Origin of the sequence: Streptomyces sp. V4I2 (assembly GCF_030817655.1) — a bacterium.
Taxonomy (GTDB): Bacteria; Actinomycetota; Actinomycetes; order Streptomycetales; family Streptomycetaceae; genus Streptomyces; species Streptomyces plumbiresistens.
In genome coordinates this window covers 9,585,908-9,602,637 of record NZ_JAUSZM010000003.1, presented here as the reverse complement: position 1 = coordinate 9,602,637, position 16,730 = coordinate 9,585,908, and the positions used below count along the sequence as shown (strand labels likewise).

Below are 16,730 nucleotides of genomic sequence, written 5' to 3'. Positions count from 1 at the left end.
AACGCCGCCCGGGTCACAGCGCCTTGCGCCGGATCAGGATGCCGAGCACCAGCAGGCCCGGGACCAGTGGGAGCCACACCGTCAGCAGGCGGTAGCCGAGCACGGCGGAGGCGGCCGCGGCCGGGGGCGCTCCGGCGGCCGCGAGGGCAAGGCCGAGCGCGGCGTCGAGTGAGCCGAGGCCGCCCGGGGTGGGCAGCAGGGCGGCGGCACAACTCGCGGCGAGGTAGAGCAGGGCCACCAGGGCCGGGGCCAGGGGCAGCCCGACGGCCCGGGTGACGGCGATCAGCACGAGGGCGTGCAGCAGGGCGAACGCCAGCGAGCCGCCCCACAGGGCCACCACCCGCCGCGGTCGCGCGTGGACGGCCCGGATGTCGGCCAGCACCACGCCGAGGGCGCGGCGGCATCGGGGCCACCGCCTCACGCCGAGCAGAACGGTGCCGCCGAGAGCCGCGCCGACGAGGGCCGCCCAGCCGCCCCAGCCGGACGGGATCCGCAGGACGCCGGGGCAGGCGGCAGCGAATACGGCGATCAGGGCGCCGCGCGCGATCCCGCCGGCCGCGGCCTTGACCGCGACCGCGGTCGCCGAGCGGCCGGAGGGCATCCCGCAGCGCATGAGGAAGCGCAGGTTCACCGCACCCGCCCCGAGCCCGGCAGGCAGGACGTGGTTGGCGGCGGAGGCGGCGAACTGGATGGCGACGAGCCGCCCGGGGGGCAACCGCGAGGTCACGGCGCCCTGTTGGGCGAGCGCCGCGCACAGCCAGGTCAGGCCCGCCGCCGTGGCCCCGACCAACAGCCAGCCCTGGTCGGCCACGGCGAGCCGGCGGGCGCCGGTCTCCAGCACGGGCCAGTGGCGCACGGCCAGACAGGCGGCGGCCGCCAGGACGGCGAGGGCGAGGACGGTGTGCCGGCAGGCGCGTCTTCGGGTGGGCGTGGCGGCGACCTGCTCGGACGTCGTACGGACCTGCCCTGGCGGGCCGACGTCGGCGACCCGCTCCGACGTCATCCGGGCCCGTCCCGGCGATCCGGCGCCGGTGCGATGTGCAGGTCCAGTCCTGCGGAGCGGTGCGTCTCCCAGTCGCGGGCGTACGCGGGCGGTGCGGCGCCGGGCCGGGTCAGGGTGGCGGTCGGCTGGCGGCGGGCGGTGCGCAGGATGTCCGCGGGGGTGCTGTTGGCGTTGGGGCCGCCGGTCGCCGCCGAGGAGCAGCCGGTGTAGTAGCCGACGGGGATGGACTCGCGGCCGGTGAGCAGGCAGGGCGGGCGGACGCCCAGGCGGTGCAGTTCGGCTGCGTTGCGGGCCCAGTCGCGGCGGTCGGCGGTGCTGCGGTCCACGGTGCGGTCCAGGACGGCGTACTGCACCGCCAGATGCCCGGCCAGCCCCACCGCCAGCAGGCTCGCCACCACCGGACGCCACCGGCCGGCCGGCGTGGCGACCAGGTGGAACAGGGCGTCGGCGACCGGGATCGCGAGCAGGGCGTAGGCGGGCTGCAGGAAGCGGGGAGCCGCGTATCCGATCATGAACAGGTAGGGCACGGCGGCCGTCGTGGCGCAGGCCAGCGGCAGCAGCGTGGGCGCGGTGCGCCGGGCGCGTACCGCGACCACCAGCCCGACGGCGGCGAGCAGCGGCAGCACGAACCACCAGGCCGTGACCGCCGGGTTGGGCAGCGCTCCGGTGCACGGGCGGCACAGGGCCCGTCCGGCCAGGCTGCGCAGTTGGTCGTCGACGGCGAAGTTCCAGCCGAGTCCGCCCTGGATGTCGGAGGCGTCGGAGAGCCGCCGGCCCAGTCCGCCGTAGCCGACGTATGCCTCGATCACCCACTCCGCCGCGCCCGCGACGAGCCCGCCGAGGAGCGCGACCCCGAGCCGCCACCGGCGGGCCGCCACCACCAGGACGAGCAGCGGCAGGGTGACCCACACGGCGTCGGTGGGCCGCATCCACGCCATGAGCGCGGCGCCCGCCGCGATGCCCCACAGGGCCGCCCGGTCGGTGCGGTCGGCGCGGGCGCGCAGGAAGCAGCCGACGCCGACCAGGGCGCCGACCGCGACCCAGTAGTTGGGCATGGCCTGCGGGCCGTAGAAGAGGGTGATCCACAGGGAGGCGAAGAGCGCGCCGCCCACGGCCAGGACCCGGGTCGGGAAGAGGCCGCGCCATACGCGCAGGGCCAGGTAGAGGCCGAGGCCGGAGAGCAGGGCGAGGTAGACGCGGAGCAGTTCGGTGGACGTCGACCAGGACGCGATCGGCGCGACCAGCAGGGAGACGCCCCGGGCGCGCGGTGCGCTGAAGAAGGCCGCCGGGGCCTGGGTGCCGACCTGGCTGACATACACCGTCTCGTCCCAGCCGAGGCCCATGCCCGGGCGTACGAGAACCAGTTGGGCGAGCGTGAAGGCGCCGGCCACGGCCGCGAGCAGCCACTCGCCGCGCGTGCGCCAGGACGTGCCGGGCACGGGCGCCGGTTCGCCTCGCCGCATACCGACGAGCATGGCCTTCGTGCCGTGGGCCATCGTCCACCCCTCACCTCTACGTGTCGTAGGGCTTCTAAGACTCCGCTGAAAACATGGACAAACTAGCTTGCTTCGGACTGATGTGCAGGGTCGAGTTCGGCCAGGTGCCTGACGCCCTCGCGGGTCAGTCGGCCGCCCCGCGGGCCACGAACACGGCACCCGCGAGCCCCGCGGCGGCGAACGCGGTCGTCGCCGCGGACAGCCCCACGGCGTCGCTGAGGTAGCCGACCGCGACGGGCAGCACTCCGGCGGGGACGTGCGCGCCGATGAGGTCAGGCCGCCGAGCTGCCCGAGCCCTTGGCCGCCGCCGGCCGGCATCGCGGCGGCGGCCAGCAGGGGCGCCGAGGAGAGATGGACGGCCGCGGCCAGCTGCACCATCGCCGCGACCACCGAGGGCGCGCCGGTGAGCAGGATCGTGCGCACCGGCAGCCGCCGGACGGCGAACTGGACGGCCGTGGCGGCGGTGAACATGACGAACGCGGTCGCGCCGGCCACGATCCGGCTCGTCGTGTCGAGCACGTCGGCGAGCAGGGACGGCCCCAGGGACAGCACGAACGACGTGGAGGTGATGCCGGGCGCGAACACGGCGACGCCCATGAGGAGTCGGGTGCCATGCACGCGTGGCACGGACGGCACCCGGATCCACGCCCCCGCCCGAGGCCCGGCCGGAGGGTCGAGCGGCAGCCGCCACACGACCGGACGGCGAGCGCGAGCAGGACGATCTCCAGCAGGAACACGGTGACCGTCGCCCCGGGCAGGGTCTCGGAGAGGACGCCCGCGAGCAGCGGGCCGGTGCCCGCGCCCAGGACCATCGCGGTCGACGCGAGCAGTGCGGCGAAGCGCCTGCGCCGCGGTCCCGCGACATCGGCGACCGCCGCCATGCCCACCGCCGACACCACGGCCCCCACCGCGATCCATCTCAGCAGCCGCGCCGCCACCAGCGTGAGCACGGACCCGGCGGCGGCGAACAGCACGCTCGCCACGACCCCCAGCACCAGGGCGGGCAGCAGCACCGGCTTGCGCCCGACCCGGTCCGAGACCACGCCCGCCACCAGCAGCGCCGCGAGCAGACCGACGATGTAACCGGCGAAGACGACGGTCAGCATCCCGGGCGAGAAGCCGAGCCGGTCCCGCCACACCACGTACAGCGGGGTGGCCGTGTTGGACAGCACGAACACCGCGGTCGCCGGCCAGGCGGCCGGCCACACCGCGCGCCGCGACGGGAGGTGATGGAGATGGCGCCGACCACCAGGGCCCACCGTTTCGCCGGACCGTTCCCGGCGCCCGCCGACCTGCCCGACCCGCTGCCCGAACCGGCCCGAGGGGAGCTGCGGTTGGAGACGGTCATGGAGGCGCTGAGCTCAAACGGCCTGGAGCGGCGCAGCCACCTACGTGTCGAGGACCTGCAGGCCCGGTTCCCGGGCCTGCAGGAGCTGATCGCCGACTGGACTCCCGCGTAGTCAGCGGGCGTTGGGGCTGCGGTGCGGGGGCTGTTCGGGGGCGGGGCGGGGTTTTTGCGCCGGGACGGGGCGGACCACGGGGCCGTCGCCGTTGACGGTCAGGGGGTTGCCGTGGTGGCGGATGGTCAGGGGATCGCCCGAGACCAGGGTGTACGTGGCCTTGTCCGGGCCGATCTCCACGCGCAGGCGGCGGCCCAGAAGCTGGACGGTGAAGGCGAGGCGGCTGAACCGGTCGGGCAGCCGGGGCGAGAAGCGGAGTGAGTCGCCGTCGCGGCGCAGCCCGCCGAATCCGGCGACCAGCGCTGTCCAGGTGCCGGCCAGGGAGGCGATGTGCAGCCCGTCGCGGGTGTTCTGCTCCAGGTCGGCGAGGTCCATGAGCGCCGCCTCGGCGGTGTACTGGTAGGCGAGGCCGAGATGGCCTGCCTGGGCGGCGACGACGGCCTGGCAGCATGCCGAGAGCGAGGAGTCCCGTACGGTCAGGGGCTCGTAGTAGGCGAAGTTGCGGGCGATCTGCTCCTCGTCGTGGAACTCCTCGAACCAGCCGCTGCACATGTACATCGCCAGGACCAGGTCGGCCTGCTTGACGACCTGTTTGCGGTAGAGGTCGAAATAGGGGAAGTGCAGGAGCAGCGGGTACTGGTCCGCCTTCGTGCCCGCGAAGTCCCAGCGCTGGTAGCGGGTGAAGCCGGCGTGCTGTTCGTGGACGCCGAGGTCTTCGTTGTAGGGGATGTGCACGGCCTCGGCGGCGTCGCGCCAGGCGGCGCTCTCCTCCTCGTCGACGCCGAGCCGGGCCGCCTCCTCGGGGTGGCGTTCGCAGGCGTCGGCGGCGGACAGGAGGTTCGCCCGGGCCATGAGGTTGGTGTACAGGTTGTCGTCGGCGACCGCGCTGTACTCGTCGGGGCCGGTGACGCCGTCGATGTGGAAGACGCCGTGGTGGTCGTGGTGGCCGAGCGAGCGCCACAGGCGGGCGGTCTCCACCAGGAGTTCGACGGCGGTGTGGCGCTCGAAGTGGGTGTCGCCGGTGGCCGCCGTGTAGCGCACGACGGCGTCGGCTATGGCGGCGTTCACATGGAAGGCGGCGGTGCCGGCGGGCCAGTACGCGGATCCTTCCTGCCCCTCGATGGTCCGCCAGGGGAACGCCGCTCCGCGCAGGCCGAGTTGGGTCGCGCGTTCCCGGGCGGCGGGCAGGGTGTTCTGCCGCCAGCGCAGCGCCTCGGCGACGGAGTCGGGCGCGGTGTAGGTGAGCAGGGGCAGGACGAAGGTCTCGGTGTCCCAGAAGGCGTGCCCGTCGTAGCCGGAACCGGTCAACCCCTTGGCGGGGATGGCGCGTTGCTCGGCGCGGGCGCCGGCCTGCAGGACGTGGAAGAGGGCGAAGCGGACGGCCTGCTGGATCTCCTCGTCGCCGTCCACCTCGACGTCGGCGCGGGCCCAGAAGTCGTCGAGGTAGGCCCGCTGTTCGTCGAGGAGGCCCTGCCAGCCGCTGTGCCCGGCCGCCGCCAATGCCGCTTCGACCTGGTCGCTCATCGCGGGGCGGGAGCGGGCGCCGGACCAACCGTGGGCGACGAGCTTCTCGACGCGCAGAAGCTGCCCCGGTTCCAGGACGGAGGTGACCGTCAGGCGGGACACGTCCACGTTGCTCTCGCTGCTGGTCGTGGTCCGCTCGGGTCCGTCGATGACGTGGTCGGCGGCCACGGCGACCCGGAAGCCGCTGCGGCGGGTGCGGTGCACCAGGCGCAGCCGGGACCCGGAGGCGAAGTCCTCCTCCGGTTCCAGGGGTGACTTCAGGGCCCGCGCGGCGCGCGGGTCGCCGTTCGGCTCGGGCAGGCTCTCGTTGGCGACCAGTTCCGACTGGATCACCACCCGGATCCGGCTGTCGACGGGTTCCACCTCGTACGCCACGGCCGCGATCGCCCGCTGGGCGAGGGACACCAGCCGCGTCGAGCGCACCCGTACCCGGGAGCCGGCCGGCGAGACCCACTCGCACGTCCGCTCCAGCACTCCCCTGCGCAGGTCCAGCGTTCGTTCGTGGGCGACGAGCCGGCCGTAGCGCAGGTCGAAGGGCTCGTCGTCGACCAGCAGCCGCAGGACCTTGCCGTTGGTGACGTTGATGACGGTCTGGCCGGACTCCGGGTAGCCGTAGCCGGCCTCGGCATAGGGCAGCGGGTGCAGTTCGTACACGCCGTTGAGGTAGGAGCCGGGCAGGCCGTGCGGTTCGCCCTCGTCGAGGTTGCCGCGCCAGCCGACGTGGCCGTTGGACAGCGCGAACACGGACTCGCTCTGGGCGAGGACATCGAGATTGAGGTCGGTCTCCCGCACGGCCCAGGGTTCGACGGTGTACGCCCTGTGGGTGATCACGCCTTGCCTCCCAGTTCGGCGAGGTCCTTCACGACGACGTCCGCGCCGTGCGCGTACAGGGCGTCGGTCTGTCCGACGCGGTCGACGCCGACGACGTATCCGAAGTGGCCGGAGCGGCCCGCGTCCATGCCGGCCAGGGCGTCCTCGAAGACGGCGGAGCGCGAGGGATCGACGCCCAGGTCGTGGGCGGCGGCCAGGAACGTGTCCGGGTTCGGCTTGCCCGGCAACTTTCGCTCGGCGGCGACCACGCCGTCGATGCGGACGTCGAAGCGGTCCTCGGCGTCGATGGCGCGCAGGACGTCACGGCAGTTGGCGCTGGAGGAGACGATCGCGGTGCGCAGGCCGTGGGCGCGGACCGCCTCGAGGTAGCGCAGCGTGCCGTCGTAGGCCTCGACGCCGTCGGTGCGGATCTTCTCCAGCACCAGGACGTTCTTGCGGTTGCCCAGGCCGTGGACCGTCGGGGCCGCCGGTGGGTCGTCCGGGGCGCCTTCGGGCAGTTCGATGCCGCGGGAGGCGAGAAAGGTGCGGACGCCGTCGGCGCGCGGGCGGCCGTCGACGTACTGGTCGTAGTCGCCATCGCTGAACGGCCGGAAATGCTCGCCCTCACGTTCGCGCAGGAACGCGTCGAACATCTCCTTCCAGGCGGCCGCGTGCACGACGGCCGTCTTGGTGACCACACCGTCGAGGTCGAAGAGGCAGGCCAGGATGTCTTCGGGAAGACCGAGCTCCGTCATACAGGACACGGTTCCCCAGAAGGCCGCTTCCAGCGGGTGGCGCACGCCACACAGGGCGCACTTCACGACAGATTCTCACCCCCTCTCACGCCTTCGCACGCCCTCTTGTCCGCCGGGGGCCGCTGCGAGACCCGCGGTCAGGGACGTGGCAGGCGGGCGTGGTCGGGGCGGCGCAGTTGCCGGAAGGCCCGGTCGTGGTAGACCAGCGGCTCGCCCCGGCCCGATTCAGCCCGGCCGGAGAGGACATGCCGTACGGCGCCCACCAGGATGATGTGATCGCCGGCGGGGTGACGGGCGTGCACGGCGCAGTCCAGGACCGCCAGCGCGCCCGCCACGGCCGGGAGCAGGCGCGGGGTGGTCACGGTGTCCTCGGCGCGGAACTTGTCCGCGCCGGTGGTGGCGAAACGGGTGGCGAGGACGCTCTGCTCCTGGCTCAGCAGGCTGACCGCGAAACCCCCGCAGTCCATGAACGCCGCATAGGAGCTGGAGGTCTCGGCGAGGCAGACCAGGACCAGTGCCGGGTCCATGGAGACGGAGCAGAACGAGGTGGCGGTGAAGCCGTGCGGACGGCCATCGGCGTCGTCGGTGGTGACGACGACGACTCCGCCGGCGAGCTGGGCCATGGCGGCCCGGAACCCCTCACGGACCTGGGAGGGCTCGACGTCGGCGACGGCCCGCCGATCGGTGCGGTTCACGGCAGAACCACCACCTGGGCGGCGAAGTTGAGGCCGGCTCCGAAACCCACGAGGAGTGCGGTGTCCCCGGCGGACGCCTGCTGGGAGGCGAGCAGCGCCTCCAGGGCGAGCGGTATGGACGCGGCCGAGGTGTTTCCGGAGCGGACCACGTCGCGGGCGACGGCAGTGGCAGCGGTGAGCCCGAGCCGTTCGGACATCAGCTCGATCATGCGGAGATTGGCCTGGTGGGGAACGAAGGCACCGAGCCCGGTCGGCGTCACCCCGGCCTCGCCGAGCGCACGGGCGGAGGCGGGGGCCACCTCGTCCATGGCCCAGCGGAAGACCCGGCGGCCGTCCATGCGCATCCAGGGCCGTTCGGGGGCGGCGTCGCCGGCCGAGGCCCAGGGGGCGGTCATCCTCAGCGCGTCGCCGTGGGCGCCGTACGCGCGCCGTACGACCGGGCCGATCCCGGGCGTGACGGAGTCGCCGACGACGACCGCGCCCGCGCCGTCCGCGAAGAGGAAGGAAATCGTGCGGTCGGTGGGTTCCACGAGGTCCGTCATGCGTTCGGCACCGATGACCAGCACCCGGCGGGCACTGCCCGCACGGACCGCGTCGGAGGCCATGGCCAGCGCGTGGCAGAAGCCGGCGCAGGCGGCGGACAGATCGACGCCCGCGGCGGAGCCCGCGCCCAGCTCGTGCGCCACCCGCACCGCCAGCGGAGGGGTCTGCACCAGGTTGGACATGCTGGCCACCAGCACGAGGTCGACCTCGTCGGGCGTGGTCCCGGCCTGCGCCAGGGCCTTCTCGGCCGCCGCGGTGGCCATCATCGGCAGCGTTTCGTCGTGGTCCGCGAAACGGCGTTCGACGATGCCGCTGCGGGTCTCGATCCACTCCTCGGTGGAGTCGATGAGCCGGCAGATCTCGGCATTGCCGACCACCCGGCGCGGCCGGTAGCCGCCGATCCCGAGAAGCGCGCTGTGGCGGGCCTCGGCTGTCATGACGGTCCGTGTCATCACCGTATCCTCCGTATCGGCTGCGGCATCCTGAACGGATACGTCCATCGCGCCCAGCGTCGAGGGGTGCGGTGGAGAAGCCCTTGAGCTCAGCTCAGGGCATGGGCGGCGGCCGTGATCCGCACACCGGGCGCACGACCTCTGCACAAGCGGCTGCGTTATGACCCGGTTTCGCCGTGACTCGCCCATGTCGAAGGTGGAGCGATATCCGCCGATCGCAAGAAAGTTCGGACTACGATGACGGCGGCTCGATGACTGACCTGCCTTCCGGCTCGCCCGGACAGGCGAAGAGTATCCGGAATTGGTGGTGTTGAAGCTCGTTCGGCCCCGGGGGATCGCCGTGCACACCGAACCGGACACTCTCCTCATCGCGCTGTCCGTCGAACCGGACGACGGCATCTTGCCCTCGCGCAGACCCTGTTCGGGACCTGGTCATCCCTTGCAGATGACCGACGACGGGGAGCCGGCGCGCCCGGCACCGGCCCGACTCCCGCCGCGGTTCGACGACGAGCGGCTCCGGCCGCACCCCGCCCCGACTCCGGTCGCTCCGGTCCGCCGCGACGCCTCGCGTCGGCGGGCGAAACGCTCCGGTACGGCCGGAGGGGCCGGCTGCGGGCCGCCTCGAGCCGCCGGCCGGCGAAGAGAAGCAGATCAACCATGTGGGGGGAAAGGCTCGTGATACGGCTGATCATCGCCGAGGATGTGCCCATGCTTCGCGGGGCGCTGGTGGCGCTCTTACAGCTGGAGCAGGACCTCAGCGTCGTGGCGGAGGTGGGCAATGGGAACGACATCCTGCCCGCCGCCCTGGAATTCCGGCCCGACATCGCCGTGATCGACATCGATCTGCCCGGCACCGACGGACTGACGGCCGCCGCGAAGCTCCGTTCCTGTCTCCCCTCCTGCCGGGTGCTCATCATCACGAGCCTCGGCAATCCGGCGGCCCTGCGGCGGGCACTCGCCGCCCAGGTGGACGGATACATCCTCAAGGACGCGCTGCCGAGCGAGCTCACCCAGGCGATACGCAAGGTGGCGGCCGGGCAGCGGGTCATCGATCCGCAACTCGCCCTGATGGCCTGGGAGGGCCCGGCGCAGCAACTGACCCCGCGTGAGGTGTCCGTACTGCGCCTGGCCGCCGCGGGCGAGGACGTTCGCGTCATCGCGAAGGAACTGCACCTGAGCCTCGGTACGGTGCGCAACTACCTCACGACGATCGTCCACAAGCTCGGTGCCCGCAACCGGGTCGACGCGGTCCGGATCGCCCGGGACAACGGGGTCATCTGACCACCCTGCCCGTCAGCTCGCATGGTGCGGAGTGGGCCGTCGCCCAGCAGTGGGCCACGGTCCGGCGAGCCGGGCCGGCACGACGACGCGCAGGTGGAACCAGCCCCACTCGGTGGTGCTGATCAGCCCGCCGCCGACGGCACCCAGCCGGTAGGCGAGATTGCCGAGGCCGCCGCTGCAGAGGTCGGCCTCGACGGGTGACACCTCGGCCTCGACGCCGTCGTTGGAGATCGCCATCCACAACCGTCCGTCGGTCTCGCCGAACTCGATACGGCAGCGCCTCGCCGCGCTGTGGCGCAGCAGATTGGTGACGGCCTCCCGCAGCACGATGGCCAGGATCGTGCCGGTTCTCGGGTCGAGCTCACCGGGCTCGCCCTCGATCGCGGTCTCCACACCCGCCGCGTTCAGCACTCCGGTCACCGAACGCAGTTCCGCCACGACGGACATCTCCCGGTAGCCGTGGGCGACGGCCCGGACGTCGGCCAGGGCCTGCCGGGCGATGTTCAGGGTCTCGACCAGCTCCTTCCGGGCGTGATCGTCGTCGACTCCCACCTTCCGCAGCGTCAGTTCGCTCTTCAACGTGATGGCGGAGAGGCTGTAGCCGAGCAGGTCGTGCAGATCGCGGGCGAAGCGCAGGCGCTCTCCGGAGACGGCGGCCCAGGCCGCCCGATGGCGCAGCCTGTACTGCTCGACGACGATGTCGCTCAGCCGGGTCAGCCCATGGACCATCAGCCCGATGACCACGGTGGCGAGCGTCAGATAGAGCGACTCGACGAGGGTGAACCGGGCGACGGCGAGCCCGAACACGGCACAGGCGTTGAGGACGAACAGGATCCAGGCGAGCGCTGATCCCCGGAGCACGACCAGTACGGAACCCGAGAGGAATCCGCCGAAGCCGCCCCACAGCACGCCGAACATGGGGAGCGGGGCATAGGCCAGTGCGGCCTGGAGGGCCAGCGTCCAGGGGCCGATCCTGGCCCTGAGGTGAGCGGTATAGGGATTGCAGTGGAACAGCTGCAGCCCGAAAAACGCGATCAGTATCAGTACGGCGCTCACGAGACCCAAGGATCCGTGGTGCCACTTCAGCAGATTCAGTATGGCCATCAGCGCGTAGCCCAGCTGGACCGCGGCGGTGAGAAACAGGGCCAGGCGCGGCCCCGTTCGGTCCAATTCCACACCGATTCCCGGTTCACGGTCATCGAAGTCGGCGTCGTCGTGGAGTCGATTCTCTGCGTAGACCACGTAGCTTTTCCCCCTGCGCATACATGGACCGACCCCCGCAGCCGTTCACGGGGGCGTGCGAACAATCGTCGCGTCACAGGAATGGCCGGCCCGCCCAAGGGTGAGCCGTTCCCGCGAGAGGCGCGCCACGGCGCGCGCCTGCGGACGTCGATCAGTCTGCGGTGGTGGCGACCGTCTGTCGCTCCTGCGCGCCCATGAGCTCCCGCTCGTACGCGCGCAGGGTGTCGATGAAGGTCCGCCGTTCGGCCGGGCTCAGCGGTTCGAGTGCGACCCGCCAGGCGCGGACCCCGTTCTCCAGCCAGGAGCGCACCGCGTCCCGATAGGGCTCGGCGATGCTGACGATCTTGCGGCGCCGGTCGGCTTCGTCCTCCTTGCGTTCCACCACGCCGTACCGGTTCAGCTCCCCCACGAGCAGGCTGACGGTGGCCGGGACCAGCTCCAGCCGGGTGGCCAGCTCGTTCACGGCGAGCGGTCCGTCGAAGAACAGATAGGCCAGCAGGGACAGGTGGCGCGGAGCGAGGTTGTACTCCTCCAACTGCCGGGGCACCGGTGTGCGCTTGGTTCGTGCGACGACACGTGGCATGAGGAGCAGGAGCGTACGGACTCCGTCGTCGACGCTCAGCTCTGTCCCCTCATGACCATCGCTTGACATGACACAGCCCCCGCAATAGCTTTGCTTTGAAAGCAAAATAGATTTGTCTTGCTTCCCGTGCTGGTCCCGAGCCTACCGGAAGGGCCGTCCCATGACGGTGGAACAACAAGCTGATACGACGCCCACGGCGGAGTACAGCCCCAAGCGCTGGGCGACGCTGGCCGTCACCCTGTTCGCGGTGTTCATGGACATGGTGGACAACACCGTCCTCAACGTGGCCCTGCCCGCCGTCCAGGAGGACCTGGACGCCTCGTCCGCCCAGCTGGAGTGGTCGGTGGCGGGGTACACGCTGGCCTTCGCCGCCGCCATGATCACCGGGTCCCGCCTCGGCGACCAGCTCGGACGCCGACGGATCTACCTCATCGGCCTCGGCTGCTTCGTCGCCACCTCGGCACTGGCGGGTGCGGCGGTCAATCCCGAGATGCTCATCATCTCCCGCGTCTTCCAGGGCGTCGCAGCCGCGCTGATGGTGCCGCAGGTCCTGGCGATGCTCCAGGTGGACTTCCCGAAGTCCGAGCGCCCGAAGGCGATGTCCCTCTACGGCATGTCACTGGCCGTGGGCGGCATCGGCGGCCCGCTGCTGGGCGGCGTCCTGCTGGAGGCCGACCTCTTCGACCTGGGATGGCGGCCGGTCTTCTTCATCAACGTCCCCGTCGGACTGGCCGCGCTGATCGCCGCCGCCGTCCTCACCCGCGAGTCGCGCGTGGAGACCCGGGAGAGCTTCGACATCCGCGGCACCCTGATCGCGACGGTCGGCCTGATCAGTCTGCTCTTCCCGCTCGTGCAGGGGCGGGAACTGGACTGGCCCTGGTGGACCTTCGCCCTGATGATCGCCTGCCCGGTGATCCTCTGGCTGTTCGTCCGCTACGAACACCGGGTGATCGCCCGCGGCGAGTCACCGATCATCAACCCGGCACTGCTGCACCACCGCAGCTCGCTCGGCGGTCTGCTGGTCGCCATCCTGTTCTTCTGCGGAATGGCCTATCAGCTGGTCCTCACCGTCCACCTCCAGACGGGCGAGGGGTACTCCCCGCTGCGCACCGCGGTCGCGCTGGTCACGTTCACCGTGGGCGTGGGCATCGGCTCGTCCGTGGCCCCGCAACTGATGCCGCTCGGCCGCCGGGTGGTGCTCCTGGGCTGCGCGGTCATGGCCGTGGGCATGGGGGTCATCGCCTGGACCGTCGACCACTACTCCGGCTCGCTGGAGTGGTGGCACCTGGCACCCGGCATGATCGTCTCCGGTATCGGCCTCGCCATGGTCGCGGGGACGCTGCTCACCATCGTGCTGGCCCAGATGCCCAAGTCCGCCTCGGGGGCCGCGTCCTCGCTGATCAACACGTCCATCCAGGTCGGAGTGGCCACCGGCGTCGCGATCGTGGGCACCGTCTACTTCACGTTCCTGGAGGACCGGCACTCGCCCACCGACTCGGCGGTCGTCGGCCTGCTGACCGTCGTCGGACTCTACGTACTGGCCGGACTGCTCGCCTTCGTGCTGCCGCCGGGACGCGTCGACGTGAGCGACGCCGACGACACCGATGACGAGACCGACCACGACCACGCGGCGGCGACCGCCGGCCCGGCCCTGCCCCCGGAGGCCGAGCCGAAGGCGCGCGTCGCGCCCTGAGAGGGACACCCGCCCTCGCCAGGGGTGCCCCGTCGCGAGCGATCGCGGCGGGGCACCGGCATGTCCGCCCCGGGCGCCCTCGACCGATCCTCGATCATCACGGACCACAGTGTGCGGCACAGGACCTTCACAGGTCCTTTAGGAATCTCCAAGAAAGGGACGTGCCCATGCTCTCCACCTCTTCGAGACGGCTCACCCGAGGCACCCTGGCGACCCTCGTCGGCGTGCTCGTGCTCCCGCTGCTCGGCTCGGCCCCCGCGGGCGCCCAGCAGGCCGCGAGCGGGACGGCTCCGGCGGTCTCCATGGCCGAACTCGACTTCCTGCTCGGCGAATACACCTGCGCGTACACCGACCTCACCCTCGAGGAGCCCACCACGGTCACCCTTCACTGGGACACCGAGAAGACACTCAAGGACAAGTTCTACGAGATGCACCTCAGCAGCCCCGACTTCGAGGGACGCTGGGTCTTCGGCGAGAACACGGTCGACAACCAGTACACCTCCTTCTACTGGGACACCTGGGGCAACACCGGCACCGCGACCTCCCCCGGCTGGAAGCGCGGCATGCTGCGCTTCCAGGGGCCGTACATCACGCCCGGCGGGCACGCGGACAGCAAGGACGAGTTCCGGGTGATCAACGGCGACCGGTACACCGACGACGCCTACATCAGGTTCGAGGGACAGCCGTGGAAGCAGATCAGCCATGTGGACTGCCGCCGGTCCTGAACCGAAGGCGGCGCCCCGCCGCCCCGGAGCCGCTCAGAGCGCCGCACACAGCCCCGCGCCCGCCCTCGGGCCGGGGCTTTTACATCCCGGCCTACAGCACGACAAATTTACGTTACATACGCTTGTTCACGCCGACTAAACTGTGCCAGAATTCACATTCTCCGGTCCGGCGGCCGGCAGGGCAGCGCCACGGGATATTGGCTTGATTTCACCCTCCCCACAGTCCGCGCGCCCATCACCCCTGCCCGGGTATGAGGAATTCATAGGCACACCCATGGTGGATTCACTATGGCGATCCGAAATCCTCTGCGAGGCTCCCGACTGGAATTCCCAACAGGGGGGCTGGGTATGGATATCGAAGTATTAGGACCGCTCGACATCCGTCTGGACGGCACATCGATCGTGCCGAGCGCGGGCAAACCTCGACAGATACTGGCACTCCTCGCGCTGCGAGCCGGACGGATCGTGCCCGTCCCGGTTCTCATGGAGGAGATCTGGGGTGACCGAATACCCCGCAGTGCGCAGACCACCTTGCAGACCTACATCCTGCAACTCCGCCGCAGGATCAGCGCCGCCCGGCCCGACGTCCGACGCCCGACGGCGAAGGACGTACTGTCCACCCGGTTCGGCGGATACCAGTTGTCCGAACCGGTGCACAGCAGCGATGTCAGCACCTTCCAGCGACTCACGGCGGAGGGCAGCGCCGCACTGGAGTCAGGCGAGGCCGGCCGGGCCGCCGAGGTGCTCGGCCGGGCCCTTGCCCTGTGGCACGGCTCGGCCCTCATCGACGTGCCGACGGGACATGTGCTGAACACCGAGATCCTCGGCATCGAGGAGGGCAGGGCACGGGCGCTCGAACTGCGGATCGAGGCCGACCTGCGCCTCGGCAGACACGCCGAACTCATCGGCGAGCTACGGATGCTGGTCGCCCAGCATCCGCTGCACGAGAGCTTTCACGCGCAACTGATGATCGCCCTGTGCCGTTCCGGGCACACCTGGCGGGCCCTTGAGGTCTACCAGCAGCTGCGCTCCACTCTCGTCGGCGAACTGGGCGTCGAACCGTCCGCCAAAATACAGCGGCTGCACCAGCAGGTCCTGGGCGGAAACATGGGCCGGCCGCGCAGCACCTACGTGGAGCGCGACCTCTCCCTCGAACTGCGCTAGCGCACACAGCAGCGGGGCCGTCCTCGTCCTGGACGGCCCCGCTCCGTCGTGCCCGGTGTGCCCCTGGCCCGGTCAGGGCCTGCGGACCACCTTGGTCCAGTCGATCTTCATCTCGGAGCCCTGACCGAAGAGCCGGTTCTCGATCCGGCTCTCGTCGTCGAGGAACCGCTGTTCCACCGGCTCACCGCGCCGCGGATCGAAGTAGAAGCCGTCCTTGTTCTTGAGCCGCACCAGCGCCCCGCCGTCGGCGGCACCCGGCTTGGCGCCGTCCAGCAGACTGCCCAGCCCCATGCCGCAGGTGATCTGGTTCAGCGTCACCGGCTCCTCGACGCCGCCGTGGTCGAGCGTCATGTACTTGCGGTCGAAGGCACGCGTGCCGATCTTGTCGGTCTGGAGCTTCTGCCGGCCGTCCACGAACCAGGTCACCCGCTTGCCGCCCTGGTCTATGCGGACCTCCAGTTCGTGCATCGCCCCCCGGTCGGTCCTGGCGATCGGGATCGCGTAACCGTACGAGGCGTAGTCCTCGGTGTCGCTCGGCAGGCGCTCGTAGATGGCGTAGACGGTGTCGTTGGTCACCGAGAAGTCGGCGATCGCCCGCGACTCGAAGTCGGCGGTGATCAGCGCGATCGAGGCGAGCCGGATGTCGGACGCCGGGTCCTTGACCGTGGCGCCGAACGGGTTCTCGGTACCGAAGGTCCGGGCCGCCACCTTGTGCATACAGCTGATGGAGCCGGTGTCCGGCACCTCGAAACCCGGGACGTTCTCGGCGGTGAACCGGTTGGGGAAAGCGATCCACTTGATGTGGTCGTCGGAGTCCGCACCGCCCTCCGGTCCGGTGCTGCGGGCGTAGGCCGGATCCCCCGTCTTCGGGTTGACGCCGGTGGGCACCACGTTGAGCACGCCGCCCGGCGTGGTCACGACGGCGTCCCCGGTCGGCCACTCCGCATCGCCCTGGAGCAGCCAGTTGCCGTCCTCGCCGGTTCTGAACCCGGTGTCGTACCCGTCCTGGAACAGGACCGTGCCGCCGCCGGACCCTGCCTGCGGTTCCGTCTGAGCGGACTGCGCGGTGGCCGGCAGAAGCGCCACCACGGCCGCTGCGGCCACCACTGCGTACGCGACCTTGTGCCTCATCGTTCCCCTTGCCACAACTACCCCCTGTTTCGGCGGTTTCCGGTTCCCCGACCGTGCCGGAAGGCACCGGAGTTTCTCTTGAGGACCACTGCGGCACGAGCTTCGACAACTGCTCGACCGGGGCTCCAGCGGGGGCGGGGATGGTGACCGCGAGTCAGTTCCCGCACCTCAGG

15 protein-coding genes are annotated in these 16,730 nt (G+C 71.2%); 5 read left to right on the top strand and 10 right to left on the bottom strand.

Annotated elements, in window-relative coordinates; all coding sequences use genetic code 11:
- Positions 1-13: 13 nt before the first annotated feature.
- From QFZ76_RS44825 to QFZ76_RS44815, 3 genes are all read right to left on the bottom strand, one after another.
- Complete coding sequence (locus QFZ76_RS44825) at positions 14-1,003, bottom strand: lysylphosphatidylglycerol synthase transmembrane domain-containing protein (RefSeq protein WP_307679084.1); 990 nt, start codon at positions 1,001-1,003, stop codon at positions 14-16.
- Positions 1,000-2,499 carry a hypothetical protein gene (locus tag QFZ76_RS44820; protein WP_307679083.1) on the bottom strand — a complete coding sequence of 500 codons (1,500 nt, stop codon included), beginning with the start codon at positions 2,497-2,499 and terminating at the stop codon, positions 1,000-1,002. The genes QFZ76_RS44825 and QFZ76_RS44820 overlap by 4 nt, the downstream gene beginning before the upstream one ends.
- Positions 2,500-2,771: 272 nt before the next feature.
- A complete protein-coding gene (locus QFZ76_RS44815) occupies positions 2,772-3,671 on the bottom strand; it encodes an MFS transporter (protein WP_373464455.1) in 900 nt (299 codons plus the stop codon).
- A 63-nt stretch (positions 3,672-3,734) separates the two neighbouring features.
- Between QFZ76_RS44815 and QFZ76_RS44810 the strand changes: the two genes are divergently transcribed.
- Positions 3,735-3,959 (top strand): hypothetical protein, encoded by a 225-nt coding sequence (locus QFZ76_RS44810; RefSeq protein WP_307679082.1) that lies wholly within the window; start codon positions 3,735-3,737, stop codon positions 3,957-3,959.
- Here the strand turns inward: QFZ76_RS44810 and QFZ76_RS44805 are convergent, their stop codons facing one another.
- From QFZ76_RS44805 to QFZ76_RS44790, 4 genes are all read right to left on the bottom strand, one after another.
- A complete protein-coding gene (locus QFZ76_RS44805; protein WP_307679081.1) occupies positions 3,960-6,314 on the bottom strand; it encodes a glycoside hydrolase family 65 protein in 2,355 nt (784 codons plus the stop codon). It abuts the gene before it with no gap.
- Positions 6,311-7,048 (bottom strand): HAD family phosphatase, encoded by a 738-nt coding sequence (locus tag QFZ76_RS44800; RefSeq protein ID WP_307679080.1) that lies wholly within the window; start codon positions 7,046-7,048, stop codon positions 6,311-6,313. The genes QFZ76_RS44805 and QFZ76_RS44800 overlap by 4 nt, the downstream gene beginning before the upstream one ends.
- Positions 7,049-7,185: 137 nt before the next feature.
- Positions 7,186-7,743, bottom strand: a complete 558-nt coding sequence (locus QFZ76_RS44795; protein WP_307679079.1) for a flavin reductase family protein — start codon at positions 7,741-7,743, stop codon at positions 7,186-7,188.
- Positions 7,740-8,738 (bottom strand): beta-ketoacyl-ACP synthase 3, encoded by a 999-nt coding sequence (locus QFZ76_RS44790; RefSeq protein WP_307679078.1) that lies wholly within the window; start codon positions 8,736-8,738, stop codon positions 7,740-7,742. The genes QFZ76_RS44795 and QFZ76_RS44790 overlap by 4 nt, the downstream gene beginning before the upstream one ends.
- A gap of 657 nt (positions 8,739-9,395) precedes the next feature.
- Here QFZ76_RS44790 and QFZ76_RS44785 point away from each other — a divergent pair.
- Positions 9,396-10,019, top strand: a complete 624-nt coding sequence (locus QFZ76_RS44785) for a response regulator (RefSeq protein WP_373464454.1) — start codon at positions 9,396-9,398, stop codon at positions 10,017-10,019.
- Positions 10,020-10,031: 12 nt separating this feature from the next.
- Here QFZ76_RS44785 and QFZ76_RS44780 read toward each other — a convergent pair whose 3' ends face one another.
- Entirely contained in the window at positions 10,032-11,195 is a 1,164-nt protein-coding gene (locus tag QFZ76_RS44780; protein WP_307679076.1) for a sensor histidine kinase, read from the bottom strand.
- 217 nt (positions 11,196-11,412) lie between these two features.
- Positions 11,413-11,844: a MarR family winged helix-turn-helix transcriptional regulator gene (locus tag QFZ76_RS44775; protein ID WP_373464453.1), complete on the bottom strand. Its 432-nt coding sequence runs from the start codon at positions 11,842-11,844 to the stop codon at positions 11,413-11,415.
- Positions 11,845-12,004: 160 nt separating this feature from the next.
- Between QFZ76_RS44775 and QFZ76_RS44770 the strand changes: the two genes are divergently transcribed.
- The 3 genes from QFZ76_RS44770 (at position 12,005) to QFZ76_RS44760 (ending at position 15,426) form a co-directional block, all read left to right on the top strand.
- On the top strand, positions 12,005-13,537 hold the full coding sequence (locus QFZ76_RS44770; protein WP_307679074.1) for an MFS transporter: 1,533 nt from the start codon (positions 12,005-12,007) through the stop codon (positions 13,535-13,537).
- 167 nt (positions 13,538-13,704) lie between these two features.
- Positions 13,705-14,262 (top strand): hypothetical protein, encoded by a 558-nt coding sequence (locus tag QFZ76_RS44765; RefSeq protein ID WP_307679073.1) that lies wholly within the window; start codon positions 13,705-13,707, stop codon positions 14,260-14,262.
- Positions 14,263-14,610: 348 nt separating this feature from the next.
- A complete protein-coding gene (locus QFZ76_RS44760) occupies positions 14,611-15,426 on the top strand; it encodes an AfsR/SARP family transcriptional regulator (protein WP_307679072.1) in 816 nt (271 codons plus the stop codon).
- A 72-nt stretch (positions 15,427-15,498) separates the two neighbouring features.
- Here QFZ76_RS44760 and QFZ76_RS44755 read toward each other — a convergent pair whose 3' ends face one another.
- Positions 15,499-16,557, bottom strand: coding sequence for a DUF6081 family protein (locus QFZ76_RS44755; protein ID WP_307679071.1), 1,059 nt, complete (start codon positions 16,555-16,557; stop codon positions 15,499-15,501).
- Positions 16,558-16,730: the final 173 nt, after the last annotated feature.